Genomic DNA, 25,332 nt, shown 5'->3' with positions numbered 1-25,332 from the left:
ATCACCAGTAGAAAAAGACGCTGATGACGTGTGCCACCAGTGCGACTAATAACGCTGCAGTGAGCGGTACGTGAGCGCTGAGCCACACTTTCAAACGCAGTTGCAGGCTGATTTCCTGCCGCAGGCGTCTCAGTAGCTCGGCGCGGCGACCCAGCAGGCTGAGTAAGTCGCGCAATTTCTCTGCCTCACCGGATTTGGAGGTGGCGGGAATTTTGGCAGCCAGAAAGTCGATGGCGGCCTGTTGGCCGACATTGTTGCGTAACATCAGCTCGCCACTGTCGCCGGGCAGCAGCACGGTGGAGCGGTCTCGAGCCAGCAGCTGATCCAAAAAGCCGCCGCCAATACTGCTGCGGTCAATGGCACTGTTGACGATCGCGTTTACTGTTTCGTTGCATTGCGCGGCAACTTCCCGACCGTTCTGGTCGCTGTCCTCGAGTTCTTTCAGGCGCTCATCAAAGGCCTTGTTTGCCCGGTTGCCGATCATCATCAAGGGGTAGCGCAGGTAGCTGTACAGACCGTAGGCGCCGCTGATCACTACCGTCCACATCAGCAGGTAGGCAAGGGTGTGGACGTTGTTGCCGAACTGGAAGGCGCAGTGAAGTGTGGCGATTAGTGGCAGTGCCAGGCCCAAATAAATATGGGCGGAGACCCAGGCCTGCAGGCTGCCGCGCTGATTGTTGTAATCGCGCTTGCGTATACCCAGGCAGCTGAGCCAGACAATCAGTAGCAGCCCGATGCTGCCCAGCGCGTAGCCCTGCCAGCTGCCGCCATTGCGCGGCAGCGCTATGTCCTGGCTGAGATAGAGCAATACGCTGACCGCCAGCAGCATTGCCGCCCACTTCAGGTAGCGACGCCCGGCGAAATTCAACAGGTTGGCGTACAGGGCCGACATTATGCCGCTCTCATGTGCGGTTAATCGCTGTATTGCAGTATTTGTGGCGCATCAATTTACGCTAATCACCTCTACAAATTGTATGGGGTTGATACGTTTTGCGGCGCCTGTGGGGCAGGATTGCACACAGGCAGGCCCGGCTTCTCGGCTGACGCAGGCATCGCATTTCACAGCTTTCTTTCCGGTTTCTTTGGCGGTTGCGCTGGGTTCGGCATTACGGTCTTCGCCCGGGCCGGGGCCGCGGCCGAAAAACAACCAATCCAGCAGGCCGGGTTTTTTCTCGGTCGGGTAGGTCATGCGAATTACGCCATAGGGACAGTTGGATTGGCAGTTGCCGCAGCCAATGCAGCTGTCATCAATAAACACTTCGCCACTGGGATCCCGGTGTATGGCGTTGGGCGGGCACTCTTTCATGCAATGCGGTTTTTCGCAGTGGCGGCAGGCAATAGGGAGGTTGATGTGCGCGAAACGGGCGCCGGCTTTGCGGTCCAGCCGGGAGACGCCACCATGGGTTTCTGCACAGGCAACTTCACAGTTGTCGCAGCCTACACAGAGCTGTTCGTTGATAATCAGCACATTGGTTGCTTCGCCGACGCCGCGATCAAGTAAAAACGAAATGACCGAGGCGCTCTCGGGCACCGCTTCCAGCTGGGCGTTCAATTTGAGCTGAGCGGTAGTATCTTGCTGCAGGCGGGTGACAGACTCGGGGGATTTGCGTAGCAGCTCCAGAAACTGGGGGCGTTGAATTTCGATGACTTCGCAGCGCACGGAGGCCTTGGCGGTTTCGCGGCGCTGTACGTCACCCATTAGCGCCATTTGGCCAAAGATTTCTCCCGACTGGGGCTGGCCTACCGCGATGTCGCCGTGTGCGCTGCTTTTGGTTAGCGCGATCGTGCCACTGCGAATGAGGTATAGGCGGTCACCCTGTTCGCCTTCGCTGTAAATGGTGTCGCCAATATTAAAGTGGCTGGTGGTCACCTGCCGTGCAATTTCGCGCAGGGCGCTGTAACTGACTTTGGGCGCGAAAAACTGCTGCAAGGTCCGTTGCAGAAAAACCGCTTCAATCCCCTCGCTGACTTCCGTATTGGCCGCCATCAGTTTGACCATGGTGCGCCGCGGTGTTTCGATCAGGATCGTTTCACCTTTGATTTGGGCGTTACCAATGCGGGGTCTGCCAGAGAGCAGGCTCATCTCACCGAAGAATTGGCCCGGCCCCAGGCGGGTATCGGCGCCGCCATCTGCCTGTAGCAGCACCTGGCCCTCTACTATGGTAAAAAAACTGTTGCTGTAGTCGCCATCGCGGTACAGAAAGTCGTCAGCGGCATTGACCAGCGTGATCTCGGGTTCCGCAATCTCTTTACGCACTTTGGCCGGGCGCCCGGCCTGTGCACGGCGTTGGTCTTCCTGCTGGCGTGCGCTCTTAATGTCGACGATACGCTGTTCACGCAGCTCACCACGTTGTTGCAGCAGTTCTTCCAGCTGTTGCTGATCGGGTACACCGTAGTGGATATTGCTTTCCATTATCAGCTCGCGGAAGGCGAGTGTGTTCATGCGGGCAAACATCGGAATGCGCTGCTGATACAGGGCCAGCACATCATCGACATCAGCGCCATAAGGCAGGAGGGCAAACTTGAGTGCCAGCAGGGCGTGGTCGGCCGGTTTTACCTCATTGCCCTTGATGTATTCGATAACATCGTAGCCCTGGTTCATCCCCTGTTTGATGAGTGGGTAACCGGCGAGCGCACCAATGATATAGAGGCCGGGCACATTGGACTGATAGTGGGCGTCCAGCTCGGGTATCGACTCTATGTCTTCGCTGGGAAATTCAATGCCGCAGGCTTCGACAAACTTGCGTGGCGGGATCGAGCCCAATCGCGCAATGATGCGATGGCAGGGCAGGGTCTCTTCGCCCTGCGGGGTGCTCAGGGTGATACTGCCTGCTTCGCCATTTTCAGCAATGCTCAGGGCCTTGACGCTGGAGCCGTAGCGACAGGAGAAGGGCACGTTGGGGTTGTTGATGGCAGTTAATACCGCGTCTAGGTTGCCCTGCTTGGCGCGGCTGAATTCATCGCGACGGTTCACGATCACGACACGGTTCTGGCGCGCTAATGCCAGCGCATTCTCGATAGCCGCATCACCCGCTCCGATCACCACAATATCTTCGTCGCTATATTCGTCGGGGTCGTCCAGCTGGTATTGCACAAAGGCCGAGGTGTCACCGTCTACACCCAGGCGGCGGGGGTTGCCCTGGGTGCCGATCGACACCACTACATTGTCTGCAGTGATGTCGCGGCCATCACTGCAGCGGATCTTGAAGTCGCCGCGCTGGCCGCTGATACCGGTGACTTCAGTGTGGCAGCGCAAGTTGATGCCGGTGGAGGCGATATCCTCTTCCCAAGTTTGCAGAATGTGTTCGCGCCTGCCGGCAGCAAATTCTAGCGGGCTGCGCAAATCCAGATAGCCAGGCTCGTCCATAACGTGCTTGCCTTTTTGGTAGCGCTGGATAGTGTTGGCGTGCAGTGGCGAGGATTCGAGAAGAATATGGCGGGGTTGGGCGAGTTGATCTGCTCGGTCGTGATCTGCAGCTCGACCGGCCGCACTCAGACCGGCGGGGCCGGCCCCGATAACGGCAATTTCATAATGATCCGTCACTGGATCACCCCACCTGACCCATCATGGTGTGTCCCCTAGCTACCTTGTTCCGGTGGTTTGTCCTGGGGTGTGCGTCGAAATGCGACGCCAATGGTAACCCCCGATGAAAAGGAGTATAGCTTACCGTCCCGCGGTGGGTGTGGTGTTTGCGAGGAATGTGGCCGAACACTGTCAGGCCGTCTATTACTTATAGAGGACTGCCTTACGCGAGGGGAATCGAGCATGGCCGTATCCGATCACGTTAATCTTGAGCAGTTTATGGACGGGGTGCTGCGTCGAAATCCCGGCGAAACCGAGTTTCACCAGGCCGTTTATGAGGTTGCTGTCGATATTTTCGACTTCATCGAAGACAAGGAGGTTTATCACGCAGCGCAGATTCTACGCCGAATCGCGGAGCCGGATCGGGTGGTTTCCTTCCGTGTCTGCTGGGAGGATGACTGCGGTAACGTTCGGGTGCAGCGGGGCTATAGGGTGCAAAACAACAACGCGATTGGGCCGTATAAAGGGGGCTTGCGTTTCCATCGCAGTGTCAATCAGAGCATTCTCAAGTTTCTCGCCTTTGAGCAAACCTTCAAGAATAGTCTGACGGGCTTGGCGATGGGGGGCGGAAAAGGGGGCTCCGACTTCAATCCGAAGGGCAAGTCTGATAACGAAGTCATGCGTTTTTGCCAATCCTTTATGACCGAGCTCTACCGCCACGTGGGTGAGCACACCGATGTGCCGGCAGGTGACATTGGCGTGGGTGCGCGGGAAATAGGCTATATGTTCGGCCAGTACAAGCGCATTACCAACCGCTATGTAGGAGTGTTGACGGGCAAAGGGCTGGAGTGGGGGGGCAGCCTGGTGCGTAAGGAGTCCACGGGTTACGGCGTTGTTTATTTCCTGGAGGACATGCTCAAGCACAGTAACGACGTGGTGGAAGGCAAGGTGGTTGCGGTGTCCGGCTCCGGAAATGTGGCCACTCACGCCGCGGAAAAGGCCGTGCAGTTGGGGGCCAAGGTGGTAACCATGTCGGATTCCGGTGGCTTCGTGCATGACCCGGACGGCTTTACGTTGGAAAAAGTTCACTGGGTGATGGCGCACAAGGGGCATCGAAGCGGTCAGCTGGCTGACTATGTGGCGGAGTTTCCCGGCGCGACCTTCCATGAGGGGGAGCGGCCATGGAAAGTGCCCTGTGATGTTGCCTTGCCCTGTGCCACGCAGAATGAGCTGAGCAAAGCGGATGCAGAGTTGCTGGTTAAAAACGGCGTGAAGGCGGTGGTGGAGGGCGCGAATATGCCCACTACCAACGATGGTGTGAAGGTGTTTCGCGATGCGCGGGTGCTGTTTGGTCCGGCCAAGGCGGCCAATGCCGGCGGTGTGGCGGTTTCCGGCTTGGAAATGAGTCAGAACAGTACGCGCTTGATGCTAAGGGAGGAGGAGTTGCAGGGCCTGTTGCGCGATATTATGTTGAATATTCACAGTAACTGCCTCGAGTACGCAAAGCGCCCAGACGGTTATGTGGACTATGCCAAGGGCGCCAATATCGCGGGTTTCAAAAAGGTGGCGGATGCTATGTTGGCCTTTGGTATTCAGTAGTGCGGCGTCGAGAATAACAAGGTTCGTCGCGCTGTACCGTTGAGCGCAGCGTTTATCGCCATGAGGTAGTCGTTATCCCGGCAGCCGGCGACTTTGCTTGATGACCTTTCGAGCGGGTTCGTTATGGCGAACTCAAAGCTAACCGCTTCGCCTCCCATTTTTACATGCCAATTTACGATGAAAAAAAAGCCCGCCGAAGCGGGCTTTTCGCGCGGCCGGAGCCTTATACGCTGTAGTACATGTCGAACTCAACGGGGTGAGTTGTCATGTTCAGGCGCTCGATTTCTTGTGATTTCAGCTCGATGTAAGCGTCGATCATGTCGTCGTCGAATACGCCGCCAGCGGTCAAGAAGGCGCGGTCTGCGTCCAGAGCCTGCAGAGCTTGCTCGAGGCTAGAGGCAACAGTTGGGATGTTTGCTGCTTCTTCTGCGGGCAGGTCGTACAGATCCTTGTCGGCGGCATCGCCGGGGTGGATCTTGTTCTGGATGCCGTCAAGGCCAGCCATCAGCAGGGCGGCAAAGGCCAGGTAGGGGTTCGCAGAGGGATCTGGGAAGCGAACTTCTACGCGACGTGCCTTCGGGTTGCTGATGAAGGGGATGCGGATAGAGGCTGAACGGTTGCGAGCAGAGTATGCCAGCATAACCGGGGCTTCAAAGCCGGGAACCAGGCGCTTGTACGAGTTGGTAGAAGCGTTGGTGAAGGCGTTGATGGCGCGAGCGTGCTTGATGATACCGCCGATGTAGTACAGGGCAGTTTCAGACAGGCCGCCGTAAGCGTCACCGGTGAACAGGTTCTGGCCGTCTTTGCTCAGAGACATGTGTACGTGCATGCCGCTGCCGTTGTCGCCAACGATAGGCTTGGGCATGAAAGTCGCAGTTTTGCCGTAGGCGTGAGCGACGTTGTGGACACAGTACTTGAGAATCTGTACTTCGTCGGCTTTTTTAACGGCAGAGTTCGGGCCAACACCGATTTCACACTGACCGGCAGTGCCGACTTCGTGGTGGTGTACTTCAATTTCCAGACCCATGTCGTCCATGGCGTTACACATGGCGCCACGCAGGTCGTGCAGGCTGTCGACTGGCGGTACGGGGAAGTAACCACCTTTGACGCCTGGACGGTGGCCAGTGTTGCCTTCTTCGAAGTTGTTGCCAGATACCCAGGCCGCTTCGTCAGAAGAGATGGCGTAGCTGGCGCCTTCCATTGCGACTTTCCATTTGACGTCGTCAAATACAAAGAACTCGGGCTCGGGGCCAAACAGGGCGCCGTCGGCGATGCCGGCAGAGCGCATGTAGTCTTCGGCGCGCTGAGCGATAGAGCGCGGGTCGCGGTTGTAGCCCTGCATGGTAGAAGGCTCAACGATGCCGCAGCGGATGATAACAGTGGGCTCGTCGGTGAACGGGTCCAGTACAGAGGCCTCGTCGTCTGGCATGAGGATCATGTCTGACTCGTTAATGCCTTTCCAGCCAGCGATGGATGAGCCGTCGAACATTTTGCCTTCTTCAAAGAAGCCTGCGTCGATTTCGCCCACCGGCATGGTGACGTGCTGTTCCTTACCTTTAGTGTCGGTGAAGCGCAGGTCCGCCCACTTCACGTCATTATCGGCGATTAACTTCAGAGTATTCTCTGACATTCTTAACATCCTCCAATATAGAGTCTTGTAGTCGATTCGGCTGAGCCGAGGCAGTGGCGATTATAGGTTCATTGCGAGGTGCCGCATAGCCGCATCTGCAGTGAACCGAAAGTAAACGCACATTTGCTTTGCAGGGCGGTGGCCCGGCAGTTGCTGTTCGGGAACACTAGAGCAATATGCATGCCATATTTTTGTGCTGGTTTTTTGCGCAATATTTGCCGCTGCGAGGGTTTTTGCCCCGAGAGGGCGCGCTTATGATGCATGTTAGCACCAATATGGTGCTTTGCTGCATTATTTTGGTGCGTTAGGCATGGCTGAAGCGCAGCCGCTGTCACGGTATAATGCCCGCCCAGTCATCGCCGCGGTATTGAAATGAAGTTTGTCGTTAAGCTCTTTCCCGAAATCATTATCAAGAGCAAGCCGGTTCGCAAGAAGTTTATTAAGCAGCTGCGGGATAATTTGCGCAAGCTGTTGCGGCCGATTGATCCCGAGTTGGAGATTCTGCGCGAGTGGGATCGCATTACCATTGACACGCGTTGCGACGATGAGGCGTCGGTGGCGGCCATGCTGGCGGTGCTGCGCAATACGCCGGGCATTGCCCATGTGATCGAGGTGGCGGAGTACCCGCTGGTCGATGTCCACGACATTTATGAGAAGACCCGCGAGGCGGTGGGCGACAGCCTGCAGGGCAAGACCTTTGCGGTGCGCTGCAAGCGCACCGGCAGCCACGATTTCAATTCGGGCGAGGTGGAGCGCTATGTCGGCGGCGGTCTGAATCAGCATGTGCCCTCGGCGGGGGTCAAGCTTAAGAACCCGGATGAGGTGGTGCGCATTGAGGTGCGCCACGACCAGTTTTGCGTGGTGAAGCGGCGCCACGAGGGGCTGGGGGGCTACCCCATTGGTACAGTGGACTCGGTGGTCAGCTTGATCTCCGGCGGCTTTGATTCCACGGTGTCCAGTTACATGACCATGAAGCGCGGCATGCGCACCCACTTTTGCTTCTTTAATCTCGGCGGTCGCGAGCACGAGGTGGGTGTAAAAGAGGTGGCGCTGTACCTGTGGCAGAAGTTTGGCGCCTCGCACCGGGTGAAGTTTATCACTGTGCCCTTCGAGGATGTGGTGGCCGAGATCCTTAAGAATGTCGACAATTCGCAGATGGGGGTGGTGCTCAAGCGCATGATGCTGCGCGCCGCCGAGCGCGTGGCGGCCGAGCTGGAGTCGCCGGCGCTGGTGACCGGTGAGGCGGTGTCGCAGGTCAGCAGCCAGACGCTGACCAATTTGTCGATCATCGACCAGGTGACCGATACCCTGGTGCTGAGACCGCTGATTACCGCCGACAAGCTGGATATCATTAACACCGCTGCGCGCATTGGCACCGAGCAGTTTGCCGCCAATATGCCGGAGTACTGCGGGGTGATCTCGGTGAAGCCGACCACGCGGGCGCGCCCCGAGCGCATTGCCCACGAGGAGGCGAAGTTTGATTTTGCCGTGTTGGAGCGAGCCATTGCCGCGGCCCGTTACAGCAATATCGATCAGCTGGCCGACGAGGAGGTCAGTCATACCGATGTTGAGGTGCTGCCGATTCCGCTGGCCGAGGCGGTGATTCTGGACGTGCGCCACCCCGATGAAGTCGACCGCCAGCCGCTCAAGCTGGAGCGCAATGCAGTGCAGTGCCTGCCGTTTTACGAGTTGCACAAGCGCTGCAGCGAGCTGGACAGCAATACGGTTTATCAGCTGTATTGCGACAAGGGGGTGATGAGTCGCCTGCACGCGGCGCACCTGCTGGATCAGGGCTACACGAATATTAAGGTGTACCGGCCGTCATGAGTGGGGTTAGCGCAGAGCCATTATTCGATGTGCTGATCGAGCCGCGCTGGGCCGACCAGGACAGTCTCGGACATATCAACCATGTCAGCTATTTCTCCTATCTTGAGGAGGCGCGGGTGCGCTGGTTGCGCAGCGAGGCGATGGCGGCGGTAGGTGGCTTTCGCCTGGTGATCGCCGCGATCGGTTTGAATTATCGCCGCGAGTGGCGCCACGGCAAGGCGCTGCGCGCCCGCGCCTGGGTGTCTCGTCTGGGTAATAGCAGCTTCAGTCTGCGTCAGGCGCTGTACAGCGAGGACGGTGAGCAGCTGGTGGCGGAGGGGGAGGCAACGCTGGTGCATGTCGATGCCGAGCACCGCTCGCAGGCCATTGCCGGCGCCGCGCGCGATATTCTGCAGCGGGCGCTGTTGCTGTCTTAGCGATGGCTGCCCTAGGGGGTGGCCAGATTAAAGTTATAGAGTTTTAAGCGCTGGTCTTGCAGGGTCAGTGTGGCGGTCATAATGGCCGCGCCCTTCTCGAAATAAATCTTGCTGCTGTAACTCAGTCGTGGCGCCTCGGCAAACAGCGACAGGGCGCCGCTGAGCCGTGAAAAGCGCAGTTCGTCCATGCGCTGGTAGCGGCCCAGGTGGCGGTACTGCTCAACCAGTGAGCTCAATTGGGCGTCGCTGACATGGGCGAGGGTCTGGCGGCTCAGCTCGGTTTTCAGTGCGCTGGCCTGCCAGCTGGAAATGTTCAGCAGGGCGCGCTGCAGATAGTTGCGCGCCGGCTCGCGATAGCTGTCTTCAACTTCGCCGCTGTAGTAGTAGAGGCTGCCAAAGAGCACAAGGCCGCCGATAATAAAAACGCGCAGCAGGGTGTTGTTCACGGTCCTTCCTTAATCGCTGTTGTCGGCCCGGCAAGTTACCAGGTGAGCAGGCCGAGGCTGTGGAGAAAGACGGCGATAATGCCCAGCGGGGCAATGTAACGCAACAGGAAGCGCCAGGCGCTAAACACTCTGCTGCTGACGATGCCGGTTTCGTCCAGTACTCGCGGCGCGGGCATTTGCCAGCCGACAAAGATCGCAATCAGCAGGCCGCCAAGGGGCAGCATGACATTGGCGGTGAGGTAGTCCAGGGCGTTAAAGACCGCCTCGTAGTGAATGCTGGCAATGCCGCCCAGCCAGGCCGTTCCGGCCAGGCCAAAGGTGGCGAGCGGGCGATTAAAGCCGTGCCTTTCCAGCCAGGCGACGCCGGGTTCGATCAGCGAGATCGAGGAGCTGAGCGCGGCGATGCTGACCAGAGTGAAAAATAAGGTGCCGAAAAACAGGCCGCCGCTCATGTTTGAAAAGGCGATGGGCAGGGTGACAAACATCAGGCCGGGGCCCTGGCCGGGCACCAGGTCGTTGGCAAACACCAGCGGGAACATTGCCATACCGGCCAGCAGGGCGATGACGGTGTCCAGTGCGGCGATGGTCAGCACGGTTTTGCCGATGGAGGAGTGGCCGGGAAAGTAGGCGCCGTAGGCCATGATGGCGCCCATGCCGAGGCTGAGGGTAAAGAAGGCGTGGCCCATGGCGACCAGAATGGCCTCGCCATTGAGCCGGCTAAAATCGGTGTCGAACATAAAGTGCAGGCCGGCGGCGAAATCGCCGTTGATCGCGCTGTAGCCGACCAGCAGCAGCAGGCAGACAAATAGCATGGGCATCAGGATGTCGACGGCCTTGCCGATGCCCTTGGTGACGCCGGCGGCGACCACGGAGGCGGTGAGCAGGCAGAAGACGCTGTGCCACAGCAGTTGCTGGCCGTTGCTCGCCAGCAACTGGCCGAAATTGCTCTCGATCTGCTCGGCATCGAGGTCGCTGTAGGCGCCGCTGGCACTCTGGGCAACATAGTCCAGCGCCCAGCCGGCGACTACGCTGTAAAACATCATGATCATCAGGCCCGACAGCACGCCGGCAACGCCGACCAGCCCCCAGTAACTGCTGCGTTTGCTCTCCTTGGCCAGTCGGCTCATGGCGTCGGCTGGGTTGCTGCGCCCGGCGCGACCGATCATCACCTCGGCGATCATCACCGGAATGCCGATCATCAGGATGCAGGCCAGATAGGTCAGCACAAAGGCGCCGCCGCCATATTCGCCGGTGATATAGGGGAATTTCCAAATGTTGCCCAGTCCTACGGCTGAACCGGTGGCGGCGAGAATGAATGTCCAGCGCGACTTCCAGGTCACGCCCTCGGGGGCCGTCAGGGCTTTGCTCATATTATTATTCCATCGGGGGAAAAGGCTTTTGGCGAATTGTAGCGGGAAAGGGGCAGGGCCCCAAGCCGCGCGGCGAGGCAATTGCCGGATTAAACACTGGCAATATGCCCATGATGCGGAGGATTTGTGCTTATCTCGGCGCCGCTGGTGTATACTGCGCGCCCAAATTTCTGCGACGACGACCCCACTCCATGATTGATAAGCTGCGCAATATCGCCATCATCGCCCACGTTGACCACGGTAAAACCACACTGGTTGATAAACTGCTGAGCCAGTCGGGTACCCTCGACCGCCGCAACCAGGATGCCGAGCGCATCATGGACTCCAACGATCAGGAGAAAGAGCGCGGCATTACCATTCTGGCGAAGAACACCGCCATTCGCTGGAACGACTACCGCATTAATATCGTTGACACCCCTGGACACGCCGACTTTGGTGGTGAGGTTGAGCGCGTGCTGTCGATGGTCGATTGTGTATTGCTGCTGGTCGACGCCGTCGACGGGCCCATGCCACAGACGCGCTTTGTAACGCAGAAGGCCTTTGAGCGCGGCTTGAAGCCGATTGTTGTCGTCAACAAGGTGGATCGCCCGGGTTCGCGCCCGGACTGGGTTATGGATCAGGTGTTTGACCTGTTCGACCGCCTCGGCGCCACCGACGAGCAATTGGACTTCCCGATTATTTACGCGTCGGCCCTCAATGGTATTGCCGGTCCGGAAGCGGATGAGCTGGCGGACGATATGACGCCGCTGTTTGAAATGATTGTTGATAAAGTCCCGTCGCCGGACGTTGATGTCGACGGCCCGCTGCAAATGCAGATCTCGGCGCTGGACTACAACAGCTATGTGGGCGTTATCGGTGTCGGTCGCATTACCCGCGGCACCATGAAGCCCAACGAGCAGGTGGTTGTGGTGGGTGCCGATGGCAAGCAGCGCAAGGGGCGCGTGCTGACGGTGATGGGTTATCACGGTCTGGAGCGCGTCGAAGTCGAGCAGGCGCAGGCCGGCGACATTGTGTGTATTACCGGCATTGAAGGTCTGAATATTTCCGACACGATCTGTTCGCCGGCGCAGCCCGAGGCACTGCCCGCGCTGACCGTTGATGAGCCGACCGTGAGCATGACCTTCCAGGTTAACGACTCGCCGTTTGCTGGTCTGGAAGGCAAGTTTATTACCACCCGTAATATCAAAGACCGCCTCGAACAAGAGCTGATCCACAACGTGGCGCTGCGTGTTGAGCAGGGTGAGACCCCGGACAAATTCAAGGTCTCAGGTCGCGGCGAATTGCACCTGTCAGTACTGATCGAAACCATGCGCCGCGAAGGCTTTGAGCTGGGTGTGTCGCGTCCGGAAGTGGTACAAAAAGAAATCGACGGCGTGTTGCAAGAGCCTTACGAGCAGGTGGTGATCGACGTTGAAGAGCAGCACCAGGGCTCGGTAATGGAAGAGATGGGCCTGCGCAAAGCCGAAATGACCAATATGGAACCTGACGGCAAGGGTCGCGTTAAGCTGGAGTTTATCGCACCGGCACGCGGCTTGATTGGTTTCCGCGGCCAGTTCCTCACCCTGACATCGGGCAGTGGCATTATGACCACCGTGTTCGATCACTACGGTGAGGTGAAGGGCGGCGAAATGGCCAAACGCCAAAACGGCGTAATGGTGTCGATGGTGAAGGGCAAGACCTTGAGCTACGGTCTGTTCAACCTGCAGGATCGCGGCCGTTTGTTCCTCGGCCACGCCGAAGAAGTCTACGAAGGTCAGATTATCGGTCTGCACAGCCGCGGCAATGACCTGGTGGTTAACCCCACCAAGGGCAAGCAGCTGACCAACGTGCGCGCTTCGGGCACCGATGAAGCGCTGACCCTGACTCCGCCGGTGGTTCACACCCTGGAGCAGGCGCTGGAGTTTGTCGAGGATGACGAATTGGTGGAAGTGACGCCGAAGAGCATTCGCCTGCGCAAGAAGTTGCTCAAGGAAAACGAGCGCAAGCGCGCCGGCAAGTAAGTCTATAAGGGACTTTGGGGGCGGCAGCCCGCCCCCTACTGCGCTACACTGAGGATCAGTAGTTAATCGATCCAGGTGCGAGGTATGCAGGCACTCTATCCCGATATCAAACCCTATCAGACCCACCGCCTGGCGGTGCAGTCCCCGCACGTTCTGTATCTTGAAGAATCCGGCAACCCCGAGGGGATTCCGGTGCTGTTTGTGCACGGTGGTCCCGGTGCGGGCAGTAGTCCCAAGTCCCGCTGTTTTTTTGATCCGGAAATTTATCGCATCATTCTCTTTGATCAGCGCGGCTGTGGGCGCTCTGAGCCCCATGCCTGCCTGTTGAGCAACAACACGTTGGCGCTGATCGACGACATTGAAGCCATTCGCGAGTTTTTGGGTATTCATCACTGGGTGCTGTTCGGCGGCTCCTGGGGATCGACGCTGAGCCTTGCCTATGCCCAGGCCCACCCCCAGCGGGTGCTGGCCATGGTGCTGAGGGGGATTTTTCTCGCCAGGCCAGAGGACCTGCGCTGGTTTTACTGCGAGGGTGGGGCGAGCCGTATCTTTCCCGACTACTGGCAGGAGTTTGACGAGGTGGCGAATCGCCGCGCCGACGAAAGCTGGATAGACGCCTACCATCGCCAGCTGCACGGTGATAATGAGTTGGCGAAAATGTCGGCGGCCAAGGCCTGGTGTCACTGGGAGGCGCGCTGCTCTACATTGCGGCCTAACCATGACGTTGAGGAGCATTTGCTCGACACCCACACCGCGGTGGCGATGTCGCACATCGAAAATCATTTTTTCCGCAGTGACCCCTACCTTCAAGAAAATAACTTGCTGGGCAATATGGCCGCGCTGGCAGAGGTTCCGGCGGTGATTGTTCACGGCCGCTACGATATGATTTGCCCTTTGGACAATGCCGTGAGCCTTCACGAACGCTGGCCCAGTGCCGAGTTGTTTGTGGTGCGCGATGCCGGTCACTCGGCGTTTGAGCCGAGCATGAGTGATGCCTTGGTGAAGGCGACCGATGAGATTGCCGAGGTCTTGGTGCGGCAGTTTTCCGGCGAAGGCGCCTGAGCGCGGCGCGGCGATTCAGCGAATCAACAGTAATACAGGAAAGCGATGAAAGCCTTATTGCAGCGGGTGCGCAGCGCCCGTGTGGACGTCGACGGCAGTTGTATCGGCGAAATTGACCAGGGGTTGCTGGTATTTCTCGGTATTGAGAAAGCGGACGATGAGTCGGTGCTGGAAAAATTACTGGAGCGCTTGCTGAACTATCGCGTGTTTGCTGACGAGCAAGGGCGCATGAATTGCTCGCTTAGAGATGTTGATGGCGGCTTGTTACTGGTGTCGCAGTTTACGCTGGCTGCCGAGACCGGCAAGGGGCGCCGGCCTGGGTTTTCAACCGCCGCAGAGCCGCAGCGGGCGAAGCAGCTCTACGACCATGCGCTGGTCTGGCTGGAGGCGCGGCACAGTAAACTGGCCAGCGGTGAGTTTGGCGCCGACATGCAGATCAGCCTGGTCAACGACGGTCCGGTAACCTTTCTGTTGGAGCAGTAGTGAGTCGCGTGGGCTGAAAGAGCGGCAGCAAAAACGGCGCGAGATGGCGCCGTTTTTGTTTGTGGGCTCAGTGTGGTCGTTGCTGGAAGCGCTGCTTCTTGCGGTAGGGGAATACGTCGGCGACGTAGCCGGCGCGAATCTTGTCTTGCAGCTCTCGCCAGTATGCCGGGTCGTAGAGGTCGCTGTGCAGCTCGTCGAAGACTTTTTTGGCGCGCTGGTTGCCCGAGAAAAACAGCCGGAATTCCTCCGGGAAGACATCCTCGGGATTCACCTCGTACCAAGGTTGGGTGGCCATGGCCTGCTCCTCGGTTTTGGGCTCCGGCAGGCTGCGGAAATTGCAGTCGGTCAGCGGGCAGATTTCGTCGTAGTCGTAGAACACCACGCGGCCGTGGCGGGTAACGCCGAAGTTCTTCAGCAGCATGTCGCCGGGGAAGATGTTGCCGGCGGCCAGCTGCTTGATGGCGCTGCCATACTCGTCCATCACGCTGTACAGCTGCTGTTCGTTGCAGTCTTTCAGGTAGAGGTTGAGCGGAATCATCTTGCGCTCGATATACACGTGCTTAAGGATCAACACATTGCCGTGTTCTTCGATCAGCGAGGGCGCCTCTTTGTAGAGTTCGGCCATCAGTTCATCGGAGAAGCGGCGGCGGTCAAAGGCCAGGTTGTTGAATTCCTGGGTGTCGGCCATACGGCCGCCGCGATCCCAGCGTTTTACCAGGCTGTAGCACTTTTTGACGTGTTCCCGGCTCATTTCCTTGGGTGGGGTGAATTTGTCCTTGATGACTTTGTATACGTAGCCGAAATCGGGGCGGGTGAATACCAGCATTACCATGCCCTTGATGCCCGGCGCGATCACATAGGGTGCTTCGCTGTTGACGGTTTCATTGACGGCAAAGCGAAAGAACTCAGTCTTGCCGTGCTTGGGCATGCCCAGGGCGTTGTACAGTTCAAACACTTCTTTGTGCGGCATCAAGCGGCGCAGAAAGGCGACGTATTCCGAGGGAATGGAGGCGTCGACCATAAAGTAGCTGCGGCTGAAGCTGAACAGGATCGAGATGTCGTCGGGGTCGTGCAGCAGGGTGTCGACAAACAGCGAGCGCTCCTCGGAGTGCAGAATGGGCAGTACAAAGGGCTTGCTGAAGTTGCCGCTGTAGACCCGGCCGACCAGGTAGGCGGCCTTATTGCGGAAAAACAGTGACTCCAGGGTTTCTACCCAGATGTCGTCACCGCCCTCGGGGACTCGGGGCATCAGCTGCTGATTGACTTCATGCATGATGAAGCTGATGTCGCGGTCGAGGTCCTCCCAGGGGATATTGAATTCGCAGTTATTGAGCAGTTGGCGAACGATGTCGGCGGCGTTATTGCCGTCGAAGCGGTAGCGCCGCAGGATTGAGTCGCTGTCGATGGGGCCGCGATGGCCGACCGGGGTGGTCGCGAAAGTATGTAGGTCGCGGATTTTTTCGTGCTTGAATACGTGGCAGTAGATCGAATTGAAGAAGGACTGGGCGATCTCGTAGTTGTCGTGGTTCTGGATAAGCTCCGCATACTCTTGCTTGGCAATTTCCCAATGGTCGCGGTTTTCCACGCTCCCCCCGGTGATGGTGTAGGCCGCTTCGGCAACGATGGAGCGTTTTTGCTTCCACAGTTCCAGTCGGGCGCGCATGGCCCGCTGCGAGCCGTGCCAGTCGGCGGCCTCAAAGCGGGCCTGGGCGCCGAGAGTGATATTTTTAAACTCGGCGAAAAAGGCGTCAAAGCCATTGAGTATGGCCATGGCGAGGCGGCGGGTGACGGCGGTCATTGCGTATCGGGTCCTGTTACATCGGCGAGGGCAGTGCTGGAGAGTTTGCCCGACTTTGCCGTAAAAGCGAAGTCGGGCGGCGGGGGTGGGATACTCCCGGTTTGCGATCTATAGGAAGCAGTCAGCCATCACTTCGCGGGCCTCGGCCTGCTGGCAGTTGAGGATCATGGTGCCGACCTCGCCGCGCTGGTTGGCGGCTTTCCAGTCTTTGGCGCGCTCGCGGATGCGTGCCTCGGGGCCCACCAGGGCGACTTCATCGACCAGCTCGTTGGGTACGGCTTCCCGGGCCTCATCTTTTTTGCCCGCCAGGTACAGGTCTTGAACCTTCTCGGCGGCATCGCCGTAGCCCATGCGAGTGGCGTAGTCGGTGTAGAAGTTTTTGCCCTTGGCGCCCATGCCGCCGATATACAGCGACAGGAAGTCCTTGATGAAGTGGCGGCAGCCGTCGAGGTTGTCGTCCATAATGACGCCAACAAAGGGCGCGACATCAAAGTCGGCTTTTGTGCGGCCGCTCTTTTCCAGGCCTTTGTTAATGGCGGGCTCCAGCACTGAATACTTGTCGGGACTCATCCATACGGGGAAGACGCCGTCGGCCACTTCCGCCGAGGCCGCAACGCCGGCGGGGGTGATCGAGGCGGTGTAAATGGGGATATTGGGGTCGCCGTGCAGAATCGATTTCAGCGCCTTGCCCAGGCCGGTAGTGCCTTCACCCTTGTTGGGGATCTGGTACATCTTGCCGTCAAATTCCAGCGGGCCTTGGCGTTCGAAGATCTGTTTCATAATCTGGATATATTCGCGGGTGCGGGTCACGGGTTTGCCGTAGGGCACACCGTGCCAGCCTTCCACGACCTGTGGGCCGGAGGCGCCAAGGCCGACGATGAAGCGTCCGCCGGACAGTGAGTCCAGGCTCATGGCGGTCATGGCGGTCATCGCAGGGCTGCGCGCCGGCATTTGCATGATGGCGGTGCCGACTTTGATTTTGTCAGTTTGCGCCAGAATCCATGCCGCCGGGCTGACGGCATCGGAGCCGTAGGCTTCGGCGGTCCAGACAGAGTCAAAGCCCAACGACTCGGCGTGTTTGATATCGTCCATCGGCAACTTTAGTTGCTTGCCGGAGTAACCTAGTAGAAGTCCCAGTTTCATCGTATTCCCCTTGTTATTCTGTTTGCCGGGCACCCTGGGGCGCCCGGTTTGAGGCTTAGCTTACCAGTGCTTTGGCAGAGAAGATAACACCGGTGTCGTCGGCGTAAACATAGTCGCCGGCTTGAATGTGGGTGCCGCCGAAATGCAGGGCAACATTTAGCTGGCCCTCGTTGCGTTTTTCCGTTTTGCGCGGCACGCTGCCCAGCGCCAGGACGCCCAGAGGCATTGGTGCTATCTCTTCGACATCGCGCAAATAGCCGTAAATGATAATACCGCTCCAGCCATTCTTAACTGCGGCGCCGGCCAGGTTGTCGCCCAGCAGTGAGCGCCGCACCGAGCCGCCGCCATCAACGACTAATACCCGGCCTTCACCCGGCTGTTTTACCTGCTCGGCAACCAGAGAGTTGTCTTCAAAACATTTAACGGTGACTACTTCGCCGCCAAAATTGCGTGTGGCACCGTAGTGGCGTAGGGGCAGTTCAAGAACGCGGACGTCGTCGCCGAATTCGTCGCAGAGATCGGGTGTAGAGATGGGCATGATTTTCCTCCGGGGCTCGAAGCGGTAGGGTTGGCGCTGAGCATGGAATTAATTGTTCAGCTTGGGTCTGGGCTTAGCCTGTGACTACATTGAGATATGATGCACTAATATCCGCATCGTAATACGCCATGCCCAATTTATTTAAGTACTCTAAGCGGTCGGCTTTCATCAGGTCTATTTCGGGCGCGTCGAACTGGTTAGCTTGGTAAATACCTGCCAGATAAGCCATAAATTTCTCGCCCTCTTCGACTAACAATAAGCTGGCGGCGCCCACATCGGGTTTAACTTTGGTATTCAATTCTTCAGGAAGTGTTACCGCAAGTACAACCGGCTGTTCCTTGCCTTGAAACCGGACGCTGCGCTCTCTTACGGTTTGCTCGGCCCAGTAAAAAGCTAACTCTTTGCTCTGCGTTAAAAAGACCGGCTCAATGGATTCGGCATAGCTATTGCCGATAGTGGCCATGGTTTGTTTTGCGGCTTGTTTCAGTGCCTTGTCGCCGGAGCGTTTTAAGCCCTGTTCCATGATGGCGTCAACCAGAGCCGAAGAGGTACCGTGATACCAAGTGCTGCTGGTGGTAAAGCCCTGTTCGCTTAATAAAGCGCTAGCATCTTTAAGAAAATCTGGTGTGTCAGTCATAGTCGAAGTTACACAGTCGGTTTGAGATGGAAGGCATCTAGAAGTTTAGGGAAGCTTTGCACAGCTTAGCAATATCTCGGCGGGCTCTAAAAGGCCTGCGATTCGCTGATTAAGATGATTCTGTCCACAAAAAAGGCGACCCCTTTTAAAGGTGTCGCCTTTATGTTCGCAAGTGCGCTGTGCCCTGCGTGTCGCTAATTGCAGGGCACTTTGCTTAACACTTGTTCAGATTAGCCGAACTGATTAGAGGTGTTTTTCTCACCGCCGGCTTTCAGCGCCATTTCACCTGCGTAGTACTCTTTGTGGTCGTCGCCCAGGTCGGAGCCAGCCATGTTCTGGTGCTTAACGCAGGCGATACCCTGACGGATCTCTTTGCGCTGTACGCCTTCAACGTAACCCAGCATCGCTTTGTCACCGAAGTACTCTTTCGCCAGGTTGTCTACAGACAGTGCTGTAGTGTGGTAAGTCGGCAGAGTGATCAGGTGGTGGAATACGTTTGCTTCGCGGGCAGTATCTGCCTGGAAGGTACGTACACGTGCATCAGCCGCAGCAGACAGTTCAGAGTCGTCGTACTCAGCAGACATCAGGTTGGCGCGGTCGTAAGCGGAAACGTCTTTGCCTTCAGCCGCCCATGCATCGTAAGTCTGCTGACGGAAGTTCAGCGTCCAGTTGAACGAAGGCGAGTTGTTGTAAACCAGTTTCGCATCAGGGTGAACCTTGCGAATCTCGTCCATCATGCCCTTGATTTCGTGGACAGTTGGTACGGCAGTTTCGATCCACAGCAGGTCAGCGCCAGCGTTGATGGCTTCGATGCAGTCAAATACGCAACGCTCGTGGCCAGTGCCCTGGCGGAACTGGTACAGACCGGAAGGCAGACGCTTAGGACGAACCAGCTTGCCGTTGCGGCTGATCAGTACATCACCTTCAGCAGTGTCTTCTGGAGAAACTTCTTCGCAATCCAGGAAGGAGTTGTAAACGTCACCCTGGTCGCCTGGTTCGCGAACAACAGCGATCTCTTTAGTCAGGCCAGCGCCTTCAGAGTCGGTACGTGCAACGATAACACCGTCATCAACACCCAGCTCAAGGAATGCGTAACGCAGTGCGCGCAGCTTGGCATGGAAGTCGGCGTGGGGAACGGTTACTTTGCCGTCCTGGTGACCACACTGCTTCTCATCGGCAACCTGGTTTTCGATCTGCAGGCAGCAAGCACCGGCTTCGATCATTTGCTTGGCCATCAGGTAAGTCGCTTCAGCGTTACCGAAACCGGCATCGATGTCGGCAACGATGGGCACAACGTGGGTTTCGTGGTTGTCGATTTTGCTTTGAATTTCAGCTTCTTTGGCGCTGTCGCCAGCTTCGCGTGCAGCGTCCAGCTCGCGGAACAGACCGCCCAGCTCGCGTGCGTCAGCTTGGCGCAGGAAGGTGTACAGCTCTCTTACCAGGTCGGCAACAACGGTTTTTTCGTGCATAGACTGGTCGGGCAGAGGACCGAAGCTAGAGCGCAGTGCGGCAACCATCCAGCCAGACAGGTAGAGGTAGCGACGTTCAGTTGAGCCGAAGTGCTTTTTGATAGAGATCAGCTTTTGCTGACCAACAAAACCGTGCCAGCAGCCCAGAGACTGAGTGTACTTGGTTTTGTCTTTGTCGAACTCGGCCATGTCGCGACGCATGATGCCAGCGGTGTACTTGGCAATGTCCAGACCGGTTTTGAATTTGTTCTGAGCACGCATGCGCGCGGCAGATTCGGGGTTGATAGCATCCCATGGGCTGCCGGCTTGCTCTTTAAGTCCGGCGATGGATTGGATGTCTGCTTCTAACGATGACATATGCGGTCCCTTTTTCATTGCAGTGGGTGGTTTAACGCTGGCTAGTTTACTCGCGGCATATTGATTTTTCTAATTTATAGACTCTATATTCGGTATTTTCACTGGAAATATTGATGGGGTGTTGTGCTGGTTCGCTTGTGGAAGCAATTCCTATATTAATATATTGCTGCGGGGCCTGCCGGCCATCCATTATTTAATAAATGAATAACAAGCATAATGTGGATATATTTGTGAAATTATTGGCGGGTAGCTAGGATGTCCACCTAGGCCGTTATCTCTGTTTTGCATGTGTTAGCCGATAACATTCATGCTTCTTATTATTAAGGGCGGTTTTTAGACTCACCGACGCTAGAAGGAGTGGCAGATGTCCGCGCAGCAAATCAACCGGGTAGAACACAGTGGTCTTCAGATTGCCGAGGTCTTGTACCGTCTGGTGAATGAGCAAGTTGCCCCGGGTACCGGTGTCGAGCCCGATGCGTTCTGGTCTGCGCTGGCCGCGATTGTCGCTGATCTGGCGCCCAAGAACAAAGCCCTGCTCGCCAAGCGAGACGAGATTCAGGCCAAGATTGACGACTACCACCGCGCCAATCCTGGTAAGCCGGATATGGCGGCATATAAAGCTTTCCTGGAAGAGCTGGGTTATCTGCTGCCCGAGCCTGCCGATTTCGCCATTACCACTGAAAACGTCGACCAAGAGATCGCCACCCTGGCTGGCCCGCAGCTGGTAGTGCCGGTGATGAATGCCCGCTTTGGCCTGAACGCTGCCAATGCCCGTTGGGGCAGCCTCTACGATGCCCTGTACGGCACCGATGTGATTTCTGAAGAGGGCGGTGCCGAGCGCGCTGGCGCTTACAACCCGGTTCGCGGTGAGAAAGTTGTCGCTTATGCCAAGGCCTTCCTCGACAAGCATGTTGCCCTGGCTGAAGGCAGCCACGCCGATGCCACGGCATACAAAGTAGAAAATGGCAGTCTGGTTGTTAGCCTGGCCAATGGCGCCAGCACCGGTCTGCAAGCGCCGGAAAAATTTGCCGGTTATATCGGCGATGCCGCTGCGCCCAGCAATATCCTGTTGGTTAACAACGGCCTGCATATTGATATTCAGATTGACGGCAGCCACCCGATTGGCAAAACCGATGCCGCTCAGGTGAAAGATGTTTGTCTGGAATCTGCCCTGACCACCATTCAGGACTGTGAAGACTCGGTTGCCGCGGTAGACGCTGAAGACAAGTGCGTGGCCTACAGCAACTGGCTGGGCCTGATGAAGGGCAACCTCAGCGAAACCTTTAGTAAAGGTGGCAAAGAGCAGACCCGTCGCATGGCTGAAGACCGCGTCTTCACCGCGCCCAACGGCGGCGAAAAAGTTCTGCACGGCCGCAGCTTGCTGCTGGTGCGCAACGTCGGTCACCTGATGACCAATAACGCGATTATCGATGCACAGGGCAACGAAATCCCTGAGGGCATTATGGACGCCATGGTCACCGTACTGGCGGCCATGCACGACTTGAAAAAGACTGGCAGCCTGAGCAACTCACGTACCGGCAGCGTTTACATCGTTAAGCCGAAAATGCACGGCCCCGAAGAAGTGGCTTTTGCCGCCGAGCTGTTTGGCCGCGTTGAAGACGCTCTGGGTCTGGCTCGCAATACCCTGAAAATAGGCATCATGGATGAGGAGCGCCGTACCACGGTTAACCTAAAGGCCTGTATTGCCGCCGCCAGTGAACGCGTGATCTTTATCAATACCGGCTTTTTGGATCGCACCGGTGATGAAATCCACACCAGCATGGAAGCCGGCGCTTTTGTCCGCAAGGCGGACATGAAGCAACAGGCTTGGATCAAGGCCTACGAAGACTGGAACGTCGATATCGGTCTGGCCTGTGGTCTCAGCGGCAAGGCGCAAATCGGTAAGGGCATGTGGGCCATGCCCGACGAAATGGCGCAGATGATGGAAGCCAAAATTGGCCACCCTAAAGCTGGCGCCAACTGTGCCTGGGTGCCTTCGCCCACGGCGGCCACCCTGCACGTAATGCACTACCACGAAGTGAATGTGCGCAGCCAGCAAGAGCAGCTGGCTGATCGCCAGCGCGCCGCTTTGGAAGATATTCTGACAATCCCGGTCGCCGAGAACACCGACTGGAGCGCCGAAGAGATCCAGAGCGAACTGGATAACAATGCCCAGGGCATCCTCGGTTATGTGGTGCGCTGGATAGACGCCGGCGTGGGCTGCTCAAAAGTGCCCGATATTAACGATGTCGGCCTAATGGAAGACCGCGCGACACTGCGTATTTCCAGTCAGCACATCGCCAACTGGTTGCGCCACGGCATCTGCAGTGAAGAGCAGGTAATGGAAACTATGCAGCGGATGGCAGCGGTTGTTGATCGCCAGAATGCCGGCGATGCAAGCTACCGCAATATGGCGCCCAACTTTGACGATAGTGTGGCTTTCCAGGCCGCTTGCGAGCTGGTTTTTGAAGGTGTCAAGCAACCCAGTGGCTACACAGAACCAGTATTGCACCGCCGCCGTATCGAATACAAAGCGAAGCACGGCGCTTAAGGACTTCGGTCCTCAACGATTTCCTGTCAGTGAGGCTTGGCCCGGTTCTACCGGGCCTTTTTTTTGCCTGCTAACAAACCCTTGTGCTGGCGAAGTGGTGAAAAACTGCCCATAATCACGCCGTATTATACTATTTAGCGGAGCTATCAGCGCCATGAATCTATCGCGTATCGACCTGAATCTGTTGGTCTATCTCGACGTGCTGTTGCGCGAAAAAAATGTCACGCGGGCCGCCGAGCAACTGGGGATTACCCAGCCGGCACTGAGCAATGGCCTGCGCCGCTTGCGCGACCTGTTCAACGACCCTCTGCTGGTGCGCACCAGTGAGGGGATGACGCCCACCGAGCGGGCGCTGGAACTGCAGCCGCAGGTGCGCAATATTCTGTCCTCGGTGGAGCAGGCGGTGCTGCCGGTCTCCGATTTTGAAGTCACTAAAAGTACGCGGGTTTTCCGCGTCATGGCCAGTGACTATGCTGAGTCTACGTTGCTGACCCGCCTGCTGTTCAAGCTGCGTGACGAGGCACCGAATATTACCCTGGATATTCTCACGCCCTCAGATGTGACCTTTCAGGATCTGGAGCAGGGCAAGATTGATATGGCGGTCAACCGCTTTGACCGTCTGCCCCAGTCCTTTCACCAGGCCACGGTGTGGCGCGACAGTTTTTCCTGCTTGATGAGCAGTGAGAACTCGGCCCTGGAAAATTTTGATATGGACGCCTTTCTCGCCGCGCCGCATATCTGGGTGAGTAAAACCGGCATGGGGGTCGGTCGCGGTATGAGCCACCGCGACAGCCAGCGTCTGGGCTGGGTGGATGAGGCGCTGGCTGAAGTCGGCCACGAGCGGCAGATCCGTGTATTTACCCGCCATTACCAAGTGGCGGCGCTGCTGGCGCGCCACCCGGATTTGATCGCGACCCTGCCGACGCAGGTCGCCAAGCTGTACGCCGATGATCCGCGTCTGGCGGTGCGCAAGCCGCCGTTTATGATTATTCCTATTGAGCTCAAGTTGGCCTGGAGTCCACTGCTGCAGCACGATCCCGGCCATATTTGGCTGCGCCGCCGCATTGTTGAAATGGGCCAGGAGATGATTGAACACGGTTAAGCTGAGAATTGCGCCAGTGCCTTGTAAGGCGCATTGGTATCGTCGTTTGGCGGTGCAAGGCCCTGCATTTTGACGGGCGTCGATCACGCCCTGAAGCCATGCCCTTGGCGATGATGCGGCTCCTCCCTCTGGGGCGCGTAAAACCGGGTCGGCTGCGGCGGTGATTTTTGGATTAGAGACAACTACTTATTTTTCCTGATAGTCGCGCCGCCTAAACTAGCCGCTTTGGGCCAGGAGGGCGCAATGTGGAGGTTGAGTTATGCCGGTGTGCGCCGCGACGGCGACATCGTCGAACTGGTCGTCGATCGGGGCAGTGAAATTGACCTAAATGCGCTAGCTGAACTTCGCCTGTGGCTGGCGAGCAGTGGTCCCCGGCGCTACGCGCTGTTAGTGACCGGCAGTCTGGATTTTTCTATGCAGTTTGAAGCTCAGGCCGATATTGGCAGTGAGCCGGGATTATGTGCCATTGCCATCGTGCGCCACTCGCGGCGCAGCGATATGATTTTTGACACCATACGTTCGCTGCCTCGCAAACATGCTCTGCGGCTGGAACTGTTTTCGGAGCGAGAGCGCGCCTGCCAGTGGCTGCGTGAGCAGCTGCAAGGCCAGGGTTAAGCCCCATAGGCGCTGCTAAGCGTGCTTTTCCTGGGTGGCGCAGTTTGGCCGCGGGGGTAAATATGCCGCTTGTCGGCGGCCGGGCGCGCCGTGTGCTAGCCGCCCCTGCACCGCGTTGCGGATTCCCGGCGCTTGTCAAAAGTCGCCCGGCAAGGGGAGGGAACTTCTGAGTTAAGCCTACAACTTTGGCGAATATCACCGGGATTGCAGCTGTTGGCGTGACCTCGCCGTGCAAAGCTGTCATGCTTGCCGGCTCATTTTAACGGGAGGTTCCCATGAACATTGCCAACGATTGCGTGGTGGCATTTCACTACACCCTCACCGATGACAACGGTGTTGAACTCGATTCATCTAAAGGCCAGGATCCGCTGGCTTATCTGCATGGCCACGGTGGCATTATCCCCGGCTTGGAGCGCGAGCTGGAAGGTAAAGCGGCGGGTGACGAGTTGAAAGTGACTGTGCAACCGGGCGATGCCTACGGCGAGCTCAACCCTGAATTAATTCAGGCTGTGCCACGCGCTGCTTTTCAGGGCGTAGAGCAGATCGAAGTCGGTATGCAGTTTCAGGCACAGGGCGAAGGTGGCCAGATGCAGATGGTTGTGGTTAAAGCGGTCGATGACGAGAATGTCACCGTCGATGCCAATCACCCACTGGCAGGCCAAACTCTGCACTTTGACGTCAGCATTGCCGAGGTGCGTGCGGCGAGCGAAGAAGAGATCGCCCACGGCCACGTACACTGATCGATGTGTCGTTTCGGGTCGATATT

At 57.5% G+C, this 25,332-nt stretch carries 20 protein-coding genes; 10 read left to right on the top strand and 10 right to left on the bottom strand.

The annotated features are described in order from the left end of the window. Position 1: 1 nt before the first annotated feature. Both ABYM29_RS01210 and ABYM29_RS01205 read right to left on the bottom strand, forming a co-directional pair. Complete coding sequence (locus tag ABYM29_RS01210; protein WP_372861086.1) at positions 2-892, bottom strand: hypothetical protein; 891 nt, start codon at positions 890-892, stop codon at positions 2-4. A gap of 51 nt (positions 893-943) precedes the next feature. Next, the gene (locus tag ABYM29_RS01205; RefSeq protein ID WP_372861084.1) at positions 944-3,544 is read right to left on the bottom strand and encodes a cyclic nucleotide-binding domain-containing protein; all 2,601 of its coding nucleotides are present in this window, start codon (positions 3,542-3,544) and stop codon (positions 944-946) included. 222 nt (positions 3,545-3,766) lie between these two features. On the opposite strand from ABYM29_RS01205, the gene gdhA reads away from it, so the two are divergent. After that, entirely contained in the window at positions 3,767-5,122 is a 1,356-nt protein-coding gene (gdhA, locus tag ABYM29_RS01200) for an NADP-specific glutamate dehydrogenase (RefSeq protein ID WP_372861083.1), read from the top strand. 223 nt (positions 5,123-5,345) lie between these two features. On the opposite strand, the gene glnA is transcribed toward gdhA, so the two are convergent. Then, on the bottom strand, positions 5,346-6,752 hold the full coding sequence (glnA, locus tag ABYM29_RS01195; protein WP_372861081.1) for a glutamate--ammonia ligase: 1,407 nt from the start codon (positions 6,750-6,752) through the stop codon (positions 5,346-5,348). 372 nt (positions 6,753-7,124) lie between these two features. Here glnA and thiI point away from each other — a divergent pair, with 372 nt between their 5' ends. Both thiI and ABYM29_RS01185 read left to right on the top strand, forming a co-directional pair. Continuing rightward, positions 7,125-8,579 (top strand): tRNA uracil 4-sulfurtransferase ThiI, encoded by a 1,455-nt coding sequence (gene thiI, locus ABYM29_RS01190; RefSeq protein WP_372861080.1) that lies wholly within the window; start codon positions 7,125-7,127, stop codon positions 8,577-8,579. Beyond that, entirely contained in the window at positions 8,576-8,995 is a 420-nt protein-coding gene (locus ABYM29_RS01185; RefSeq protein WP_372861078.1) for an acyl-CoA thioesterase, read from the top strand. The genes thiI and ABYM29_RS01185 overlap by 4 nt, the downstream gene beginning before the upstream one ends. An 11-nt stretch (positions 8,996-9,006) precedes the next feature. Here ABYM29_RS01185 and ABYM29_RS01180 read toward each other — a convergent pair whose 3' ends face one another. Further along, positions 9,007-9,441, bottom strand: coding sequence for a hypothetical protein (locus tag ABYM29_RS01180; RefSeq protein ID WP_372861077.1), 435 nt, complete (start codon positions 9,439-9,441; stop codon positions 9,007-9,009). Between the two features lie 35 nt (positions 9,442-9,476). After that, the gene (locus ABYM29_RS01175) at positions 9,477-10,811 is read right to left on the bottom strand and encodes a sodium-dependent transporter (RefSeq protein WP_372861075.1); all 1,335 of its coding nucleotides are present in this window, start codon (positions 10,809-10,811) and stop codon (positions 9,477-9,479) included. A 191-nt stretch (positions 10,812-11,002) separates the two neighbouring features. On the opposite strand from ABYM29_RS01175, the gene typA reads away from it, so the two are divergent. The 3 genes from typA to dtd all read left to right on the top strand — a co-directional run bounded on the left by typA (position 11,003) and on the right by dtd (position 14,356). After that, positions 11,003-12,811, top strand: a complete 1,809-nt coding sequence (gene typA / locus ABYM29_RS01170; protein WP_372861074.1) for a translational GTPase TypA — start codon at positions 11,003-11,005, stop codon at positions 12,809-12,811. 84 nt (positions 12,812-12,895) lie between these two features. Beyond that, positions 12,896-13,873, top strand: coding sequence for a prolyl aminopeptidase (gene pip, locus ABYM29_RS01165; RefSeq protein ID WP_372861071.1), 978 nt, complete (start codon positions 12,896-12,898; stop codon positions 13,871-13,873). Between the two features lie 45 nt (positions 13,874-13,918). Further along, positions 13,919-14,356: a D-aminoacyl-tRNA deacylase gene (gene dtd, locus ABYM29_RS01160; RefSeq protein ID WP_372861069.1), complete on the top strand. Its 438-nt coding sequence runs from the start codon at positions 13,919-13,921 to the stop codon at positions 14,354-14,356. 67 nt (positions 14,357-14,423) lie between these two features. Here dtd and aceK read toward each other — a convergent pair whose 3' ends face one another. From aceK to ABYM29_RS01135, 5 genes are all read right to left on the bottom strand, one after another. Beyond that, positions 14,424-16,154, bottom strand: coding sequence for a bifunctional isocitrate dehydrogenase kinase/phosphatase (aceK, locus tag ABYM29_RS01155; RefSeq protein ID WP_372861067.1), 1,731 nt, complete (start codon positions 16,152-16,154; stop codon positions 14,424-14,426). Positions 16,155-16,262: 108 nt separating this feature from the next. Next, entirely contained in the window at positions 16,263-17,297 is a 1,035-nt protein-coding gene (locus ABYM29_RS01150; protein ID WP_372861064.1) for an LLM class F420-dependent oxidoreductase, read from the bottom strand. A gap of 55 nt (positions 17,298-17,352) precedes the next feature. Continuing rightward, positions 17,353-17,835: a ribonuclease E activity regulator RraA gene (gene rraA / locus ABYM29_RS01145; protein WP_372861062.1), complete on the bottom strand. Its 483-nt coding sequence runs from the start codon at positions 17,833-17,835 to the stop codon at positions 17,353-17,355. 73 nt (positions 17,836-17,908) lie between these two features. Then, on the bottom strand, positions 17,909-18,472 hold the full coding sequence (locus tag ABYM29_RS01140; protein WP_372861060.1) for a hypothetical protein: 564 nt from the start codon (positions 18,470-18,472) through the stop codon (positions 17,909-17,911). A gap of 230 nt (positions 18,473-18,702) precedes the next feature. Continuing rightward, positions 18,703-20,298: an isocitrate lyase gene (locus ABYM29_RS01135; RefSeq protein WP_372861057.1), complete on the bottom strand. Its 1,596-nt coding sequence runs from the start codon at positions 20,296-20,298 to the stop codon at positions 18,703-18,705. 364 nt (positions 20,299-20,662) lie between these two features. Between ABYM29_RS01135 and ABYM29_RS01130 the strand changes: the two genes are divergently transcribed. From ABYM29_RS01130 to ABYM29_RS01115, 4 genes are all read left to right on the top strand, one after another. Continuing rightward, positions 20,663-22,849 carry a malate synthase G gene (locus ABYM29_RS01130; RefSeq protein WP_372861054.1) on the top strand — a complete coding sequence of 729 codons (2,187 nt, stop codon included), beginning with the start codon at positions 20,663-20,665 and terminating at the stop codon, positions 22,847-22,849. 154 nt (positions 22,850-23,003) lie between these two features. After that, positions 23,004-23,951: a LysR family transcriptional regulator gene (locus tag ABYM29_RS01125; RefSeq protein ID WP_372861051.1), complete on the top strand. Its 948-nt coding sequence runs from the start codon at positions 23,004-23,006 to the stop codon at positions 23,949-23,951. A gap of 243 nt (positions 23,952-24,194) precedes the next feature. Next, positions 24,195-24,566, top strand: coding sequence for a hypothetical protein (locus tag ABYM29_RS01120; RefSeq protein ID WP_372861049.1), 372 nt, complete (start codon positions 24,195-24,197; stop codon positions 24,564-24,566). A 275-nt stretch (positions 24,567-24,841) separates the two neighbouring features. Beyond that, positions 24,842-25,306, top strand: coding sequence for a peptidylprolyl isomerase (locus ABYM29_RS01115; RefSeq protein ID WP_372861046.1), 465 nt, complete (start codon positions 24,842-24,844; stop codon positions 25,304-25,306). Positions 25,307-25,332: the final 26 nt, after the last annotated feature.

The organism is Spongiibacter sp. (assembly GCF_041602295.1).
Classification (GTDB): domain Bacteria; phylum Pseudomonadota; class Gammaproteobacteria; order Pseudomonadales; family Spongiibacteraceae; genus Spongiibacter.
This window is presented reverse-complemented; position numbering and strand designations above follow the sequence as displayed.

Excerpts from the sequence above, each read along its gene's own strand:
- ABYM29_RS01210 (WP_372861086.1), bottom strand. The coding sequence starts at position 892 with ATGTCGGCCCTGTACGCCAACCTGTTGAATTTCGCCGGGCGTCGCTAC.
- gdhA (WP_372861083.1), top strand. The coding sequence starts at position 3,767 with ATGGCCGTATCCGATCACGTTAATCTTGAGCAGTTTATGGACGGGGTG.
- glnA (WP_372861081.1), bottom strand. The coding sequence starts at position 6,752 with ATGTCAGAGAATACTCTGAAGTTAATCGCCGATAATGACGTGAAGTGG.
- thiI (WP_372861080.1), top strand. The coding sequence starts at position 7,125 with ATGAAGTTTGTCGTTAAGCTCTTTCCCGAAATCATTATCAAGAGCAAG.
- ABYM29_RS01185 (WP_372861078.1), top strand. The coding sequence starts at position 8,576 with ATGAGTGGGGTTAGCGCAGAGCCATTATTCGATGTGCTGATCGAGCCG.
- ABYM29_RS01175 (WP_372861075.1), bottom strand. The coding sequence starts at position 10,811 with ATGAGCAAAGCCCTGACGGCCCCCGAGGGCGTGACCTGGAAGTCGCGC.
- typA (WP_372861074.1), top strand. The coding sequence starts at position 11,003 with ATGATTGATAAGCTGCGCAATATCGCCATCATCGCCCACGTTGACCAC.
- pip (WP_372861071.1), top strand. The coding sequence starts at position 12,896 with ATGCAGGCACTCTATCCCGATATCAAACCCTATCAGACCCACCGCCTG.
- dtd (WP_372861069.1), top strand. The coding sequence starts at position 13,919 with ATGAAAGCCTTATTGCAGCGGGTGCGCAGCGCCCGTGTGGACGTCGAC.
- aceK (WP_372861067.1), bottom strand. The coding sequence starts at position 16,154 with ATGACCGCCGTCACCCGCCGCCTCGCCATGGCCATACTCAATGGCTTT.
- ABYM29_RS01150 (WP_372861064.1), bottom strand. The coding sequence starts at position 17,297 with ATGAAACTGGGACTTCTACTAGGTTACTCCGGCAAGCAACTAAAGTTG.
- rraA (WP_372861062.1), bottom strand. The coding sequence starts at position 17,835 with ATGCCCATCTCTACACCCGATCTCTGCGACGAATTCGGCGACGACGTC.
- ABYM29_RS01140 (WP_372861060.1), bottom strand. The coding sequence starts at position 18,472 with ATGACTGACACACCAGATTTTCTTAAAGATGCTAGCGCTTTATTAAGC.
- ABYM29_RS01135 (WP_372861057.1), bottom strand. The coding sequence starts at position 20,298 with ATGTCATCGTTAGAAGCAGACATCCAATCCATCGCCGGACTTAAAGAG.
- ABYM29_RS01130 (WP_372861054.1), top strand. The coding sequence starts at position 20,663 with ATGTCCGCGCAGCAAATCAACCGGGTAGAACACAGTGGTCTTCAGATT.
- ABYM29_RS01125 (WP_372861051.1), top strand. The coding sequence starts at position 23,004 with ATGAATCTATCGCGTATCGACCTGAATCTGTTGGTCTATCTCGACGTG.
- ABYM29_RS01120 (WP_372861049.1), top strand. The coding sequence starts at position 24,195 with ATGTGGAGGTTGAGTTATGCCGGTGTGCGCCGCGACGGCGACATCGTC.
- ABYM29_RS01115 (WP_372861046.1), top strand. The coding sequence starts at position 24,842 with ATGAACATTGCCAACGATTGCGTGGTGGCATTTCACTACACCCTCACC.